Below are 5275 nucleotides of genomic sequence, written 5' to 3'. Positions count from 1 at the left end.
ATGATGTTCCCCTCAACCATTTACGTCCATCAATAATCGCGCCCGCTACATGGCCTTCTGGTATCCAGACACGAAGTCCCGCCGTCAGGCGCCCCGGAGCGGGCGCAGCGAAGCGAAGTGGATTCTGACATCTCCCAGCGACATCTCACCGGAATAACAACCCTACCCGTCACTCCGACATTCCGATACTCTGAAATTCTGAAACTCTGAAACTCTGGAGAAACTCCCCCAACACCCCCACAACGAGCATATCATTCGCGTCCATGCCCATCGGCGACCGTAACGCCACCGCCCGGTCCCCGAGCTTGCCAGCCGCCGCCAGCGCCCAGGCCGCCTCATCCGCCCAGACGAGCACCTTCTCGTACCGGTCGGCCAATGGACCCAGGTGTTGCAACGCCCGCTGGAGGTTCCCCTGCGGCCCGAACGACACCACGTCGGCCCAATCGCGAGCTGCCTGCCAGATACTCACAGCGTTGAGTTCTCCCTCGCAGGCCACCAGGACTGACCGGCCCTCGACCAGATGCAGGCCAAACAGAGTCCTTGTTCCGCCAGCCTTTTGCCAATATCGCAACGCTTCATGTTCGATCAGCCGGTACTGCAATGCCATTAGCTTGTCCCCATCAATCCACGGCAGGGCAATAGCTGCGCCCAGACCCACATCCCACCACTGTCCCTTGATCCTCTTTCGGCCATGCACCACCGGCACATACCCCAGTCGCCAGGCTCGCCAGGTGTCCGGCTCCAGGCCCCGCTCCCGCAAATATCGTTGCCCCGTCTCACCCTCTTTGCCATCCAGGCGCTTCCCCGCCGCCTCCACCCGCGCCCACGCCGACCGTTGCCACGCCCCCTCGCGCCAGGACCGTTTCTGTTTCACTCTACCACCGCCTCTCCCCATCGCCGCGTCCCCGCGTCCCCGTGTCACCGTGTCGCTGTGTCCCCGTCCCTCTGCCGTCTGCGGTCCGCTGTCTGCCGTCTTCTGAAAGCCGTCTGCGGTCCGCTGTCTGCCGTCTTCTGGAAGCCGTGTCCCCGCGTCCTTCGCGCCTTCGTGGTCCAAACCGCCTTCGTGGTCCAAACCCTCCCGACCTCCCGGTCCGCTGTCTGCTGTCTTCTGGAAGTCGTCTGCGGTCCGCTGTCTGCCGTCTTCTGGAAGCCGCATCCCCCTGTCTCCGTGCTCTTCGCTGCCGCTCTGAGTGCTTCGCAATCCCCGCGTCGCTGCGTTAACGACTTCGTACCGGCCAGATCCTCCCGCTTCGACCATGTCGAAAGACAGGGCACGCCCGCCAGAAGCACAAAAACCACCAGGAAGCTGGGCGATTGCCGATTCGACACCAATCGCATATAATCTGTTCAGTTGTAAACAAACGCCTCGACCAGTCTTGCACACTGTCGAGGCCACCAACGTGCAGCCGAGGGCGAGCACCTCGGCAACACCCGTTGTGTCACCACAGGCTCGCCCGACACCAGTCCGCGCGAGTTGTTCTTATCTGTCGGGGTGGTCCTCTTGAGAACGTTCTTACCACACACCCATGTCAACCCCCGAAGAACGGACCCGGCAAACACCGATCGGCTGCTGGAGAAAGCCGGCCAGCTGATCCTGGGCCAGGATCAGCTCAACCTGGACGCGGTTCCGGGCATCGTCGTTCGGGAGTTTCCCCTGAGCACCGGCATCGAGACCTACTTCACCACCGGCCTGAAACGCTCCGGGATTGGGCCAACGACACAGCAATATTGGGAACGCATTGCTTGGGATGACGATGAACTGCTTTGCATTTGCCAGTACATCATCCATTGAGAATCTGATGAATTCAACCACCTGGCAACCCGTCTACACCATCACACCGGCCATCGCTCAGCAGCTCATGGCCATCGAGGCGACGAAGGCGGTGGTCGAGCATACGCCTCTGCCGCCCACTGCCCAGGCCGAGTTGAGACGGCGAGCAAAGATACGTTCCACCCATTTCTCCACTCGCATCGAAGGAAATCGCCTCACCCTGGAAGAAGCGAAGCAGGTCATCCACGAAGCGCACACCTTCCAGGGCCGGGAAAGGGACGTTGCCGAAGTGCGTAACTACTGGGAGGCGCTCGCGCGCGTGGAAACCTGGGCGGCGCGGGGCAAGCCACTCTCCGAAACATTGATCCAACGGCTCCACGCTGTGGTCGAGCATGGCAAGCGAGCCCGCCCCACTCCCTATCGTGATGGCCAGAATATGATCCGTGATATGGCCAGTGGCGCTATCGTCTTCATGCCGCCAGAAGCGAAGGATGTGCCCGCGCTAATGCGGGGTCTTGTCAATTGGGTGCAAGCAGCGGAAAAGGGTGGCGTTCCAGCGCCAATCATCGCCGGATTGGCCCACTATCAGTTTGTGACCATCCATCCCTACTTCGACGGCAATGGCCGCACCGCCCGCCTGCTGGCTACCCTCATCCTGCATCGGGGAAGCTATGGGCTAAACGGCTACTTCTCACTGGAAGAACATCACGCCCGCGACCTGGAAGGCTACTATCAAGCTTTGGTTACGCATCCCCACCACAACTACTACGAAGGCCGGGCGCATGCCGATCTGACGCCCTGGCTGGCGTATTTCATCGACACCTTGGCCCATGTGTTCAGATTGGCCCAGGAAGAAGCGTTACGCTTGGCTGAGCGTCCCCTCCCCCCCGAACCGGAAGTCGTAAGACAGCTTGACCGCCGCGCTCGCATCGTCCTGGGCATGTTCAGCAGGGCTGAGCAAATCACCACCAGGGATGTGGCTCAGGCGCTGAGCTTGTCCGACCGCATGACCCGCAATCTCATGCAAGATTGGGTAAATGCTGGCTTTCTAGAAGTAGCAGAGCCCTCCCGCCGCAAGCGCGCCTACCGGTTATCGGCAATTTATCGGCAATACATCGGCAGTTTTTCGGCAATCGACCGGGCTTGAACAAGCCTGGCAACCTGCCACTCCCAATTGGTTCGAACAATGTTTTTACACGATACGGCCACCTGCGGCAGCATCCTGCTCTCGGGCGACAGGCTTCACAGATCCTCGCTGAGACCGATCAAGGCCAACATCACGTTTTCGTTTCCGCGATCACATTGATGGAAGTGCTCTATCTGGCCGAAGGCAGGCGGATCGAAATAGGACTTCATGATCTCATGCAGGTCATCGGCAACAGCCAGAAGTACTCCATCGCTCCGGAAGACGGCCGGCGCTCCGGGCTCCTCTACCCCACCCCGCGCGGGCCTGACCTGGAGCTGCGGGCACCGCGCATCCAGCCCCAAACACCCGTAGGGTGCAAATACCCCATCCCATCCGATTGATCCTGCTTTGGGTCTGTCTGAGACCGATATCTTAGACCGTTTAGCGCATCGGATTCGCAAAACTGACGCGTCGAAGGGAAGCACCATTTCATTGAGTATCAGAAAGGATTGATACTTCGATCATCACGCAATAACCAAGGCGCCCGAGTCATCAGCTCCGGTTGTCCTTATAATCTTCCATTCACTCCCCACTCCCAAACTCACACGGATTGTGTCGCCAAATTATTCGGTGCTCTGTAGTAATCGTGGATGATGCCACCCAATACTTGGCGACATGCCACGGGACCTGTATCTTCTGGGGGCGTTCTGGCCACTGGCGATTGCTGATCTAATCCCTGGTGGGGACGCCTGGTATTGTAATATGCAGAAAACTCGTTCAGAGTACGCCGGAGATGGGCTTCATTCAAGATCAAAATGTGGTCCAAACACTCATCGCGGGCTGTCCGCACCCAGCGCTCAGCGTGTGAATTCGCGTTAGGCGCCTGGTAAGGCGTGCGCAGAATTTTCACCCCTTCGGACTCGAATACAGCATCGAACGACATGGTGAATTTCTTGTCATTGTCTCTGATCAAACATCGCAAATCTGACTCAGCCTCACGCTCATCCAGCAGCCACACCGTGTTCCGGCGCCAGCAGGCGGTCCGTGAGGTAGCCTGCTGCGCCACCCAGACGCCATCAGGGTGCTCAGTAACGCCGGCCAAGTAGACCCGTCTCGTTCCCAACTCGATGAAGAAGAGCACATACAGCGTCTGCATGCGTATCGTCTCCACGGTGAAGAAATCGCAGGCCAGCAGTTGATATTTGTAGTGTCCCATCAGTTTGCGCCAACCTATCGAACCAAATCGCACCGGTGCTGGCAAGATATCATGCGCTTTGAGGACATTGCGTACCGTGCTTTCTGAGACATCATAGCCCAGCTTCTGCAGCTCGCCAGCGATCTTGCCATAGCCCCAGCGCGTATTCTCCTTCGCCAAGCGCACGATCAGTTCGCTCAACTCTTTGCCGATCGGTGGTCTGCCGCCGGCATCAACAGGTTTCTGTTTCCACTTGCGTCGCACCAGTTCCCGATGCCAGCCGATCACCGTCTCTGGCTTGAAGATGCGTATATCACCCTCCCCAGTTGACTGGTTGTCAAACGACCTCGTTTTTTCAACGCCGCCGCCAACACAGCCAACGACCATTTTTCTTCCTTGCTCGGCCTGACCACCTGATTGTTCTTACGCTCCATCACATCCAATTGCTGGCGTAGAACCAGGATTTCAAGATCTTTTTCATCTGCTGATATTCGTGAGAGGCGCAGTAGCTCAATTAGTGTCGAATACAACTGCGCAAAGATGTACCAAATCATGTCTTCATCCTCATTTGCGGTTCCGAAATGAAGGATGAGTATACTGCCTACAAGGCCAGTTTGGCACGTTTTCTAGCACCAAATGGCATCACATGAGGTTTTTACAGGGTACGCCCTGTACGACGCCCGTCGCTGGGCCCTGACCATCCTGGCTTACATCCGGGTTCGCGACATCGGGATGCTGTTGAGCGAGCCGGCTGCCGTCGAGCAGACGCCTGTCGTCGTGCCTCTGCGGCGCAGGCCGGTGGAGCGCGCCAACAACGGCACCGACGGCGACTCTGCCGGGCGCGCGGCATCCGGTGGCAGCGATCCCAGGTTCATTACCCGCCGCGATGGATCGGTCGACTGGATTTCATCCTTCTGGACCAAGGTCAAGTCCAAGGGCATGACCCGGGCCCAGATCAAGATTGTGCTGGAAAAGGCCAGCGGCAGCTTCGAGACTGCCTACAAGCTGCTGATCTGATTGCTCCAGCAGCTTGAACTATCCCTCGCACCTGCGAGGACACACTGTCACGATTTACGCCCAGCAGGGATTTTGGGGATGCCCTGCTGGGCGTCGTCGCGAACGTCAAAAACCCGCCCTAGAACTTCACATTTTCCCCAACTGGTCATTCGGATCCTTTGGATGA

At 58.4% G+C, this 5275-nt stretch carries 6 protein-coding genes; 4 read left to right on the top strand and 2 right to left on the bottom strand.

Annotated features, from left to right (window positions below; translation table 11 throughout):
• Window positions 1-169: 169 nt before the first annotated feature.
• Window positions 170-874, bottom strand: coding sequence for a hypothetical protein (locus U9R25_04025; protein MEA3335052.1), 705 nt, complete (start codon window positions 872-874; stop codon window positions 170-172).
• A gap of 627 nt (window positions 875-1501) precedes the next feature.
• On the opposite strand from U9R25_04025, the gene U9R25_04020 reads away from it, so the two are divergent.
• From U9R25_04020 to U9R25_04010, 3 genes are all read left to right on the top strand, one after another.
• Window positions 1502-1792, top strand: a complete 291-nt coding sequence (locus U9R25_04020; protein MEA3335051.1) for a hypothetical protein — start codon at window positions 1502-1504, stop codon at window positions 1790-1792.
• Between the two features lie 7 nt (window positions 1793-1799).
• Complete coding sequence (locus U9R25_04015; GenBank protein ID MEA3335050.1) at window positions 1800-2918, top strand: Fic family protein; 1119 nt, start codon at window positions 1800-1802, stop codon at window positions 2916-2918.
• A gap of 158 nt (window positions 2919-3076) precedes the next feature.
• Window positions 3077-3298 (top strand): hypothetical protein, encoded by a 222-nt coding sequence (locus tag U9R25_04010; GenBank protein ID MEA3335049.1) that lies wholly within the window; start codon window positions 3077-3079, stop codon window positions 3296-3298.
• 200 nt (window positions 3299-3498) lie between these two features.
• Here U9R25_04010 and U9R25_04005 read toward each other — a convergent pair whose 3' ends face one another.
• Window positions 3499-4479, bottom strand: a complete 981-nt coding sequence (locus tag U9R25_04005; GenBank protein ID MEA3335048.1) for an integrase core domain-containing protein — start codon at window positions 4477-4479, stop codon at window positions 3499-3501.
• Between the two features lie 249 nt (window positions 4480-4728).
• Between U9R25_04005 and U9R25_04000 the strand changes: the two genes are divergently transcribed.
• Window positions 4729-5109, top strand: coding sequence for a hypothetical protein (locus U9R25_04000; GenBank protein MEA3335047.1), 381 nt, complete (start codon window positions 4729-4731; stop codon window positions 5107-5109).
• Window positions 5110-5275 lie beyond the last annotated feature (166 nt).

The sequence above is a fragment of the Chloroflexota bacterium genome (assembly GCA_034717495.1).
Taxonomy (GTDB): domain Bacteria; phylum Chloroflexota; class Anaerolineae; order JAAEKA01; family JAAEKA01; genus JAYELL01.
Note: the sequence above shows the minus strand (reverse complement) of the source record. Positions and strands in the feature narration are given on the sequence as shown.

What these genes read in the sequence shown, in the direction of transcription:
- U9R25_04015 (MEA3335050.1), top strand. Translation starts at nt 1,800, where the DNA reads ATGAATTCAACCACCTGGCAACCCGTCTACACCATCACACCGGCCATC.
- U9R25_04010 (MEA3335049.1), top strand. Translation starts at nt 3,077, where the DNA reads ATGGAAGTGCTCTATCTGGCCGAAGGCAGGCGGATCGAAATAGGACTT.
- U9R25_04005 (MEA3335048.1), bottom strand. Translation starts at nt 4,479, where the DNA reads ATGGTCGTTGGCTGTGTTGGCGGCGGCGTTGAAAAAACGAGGTCGTTT.
- U9R25_04000 (MEA3335047.1), top strand. Translation starts at nt 4,729, where the DNA reads ATGGCATCACATGAGGTTTTTACAGGGTACGCCCTGTACGACGCCCGT.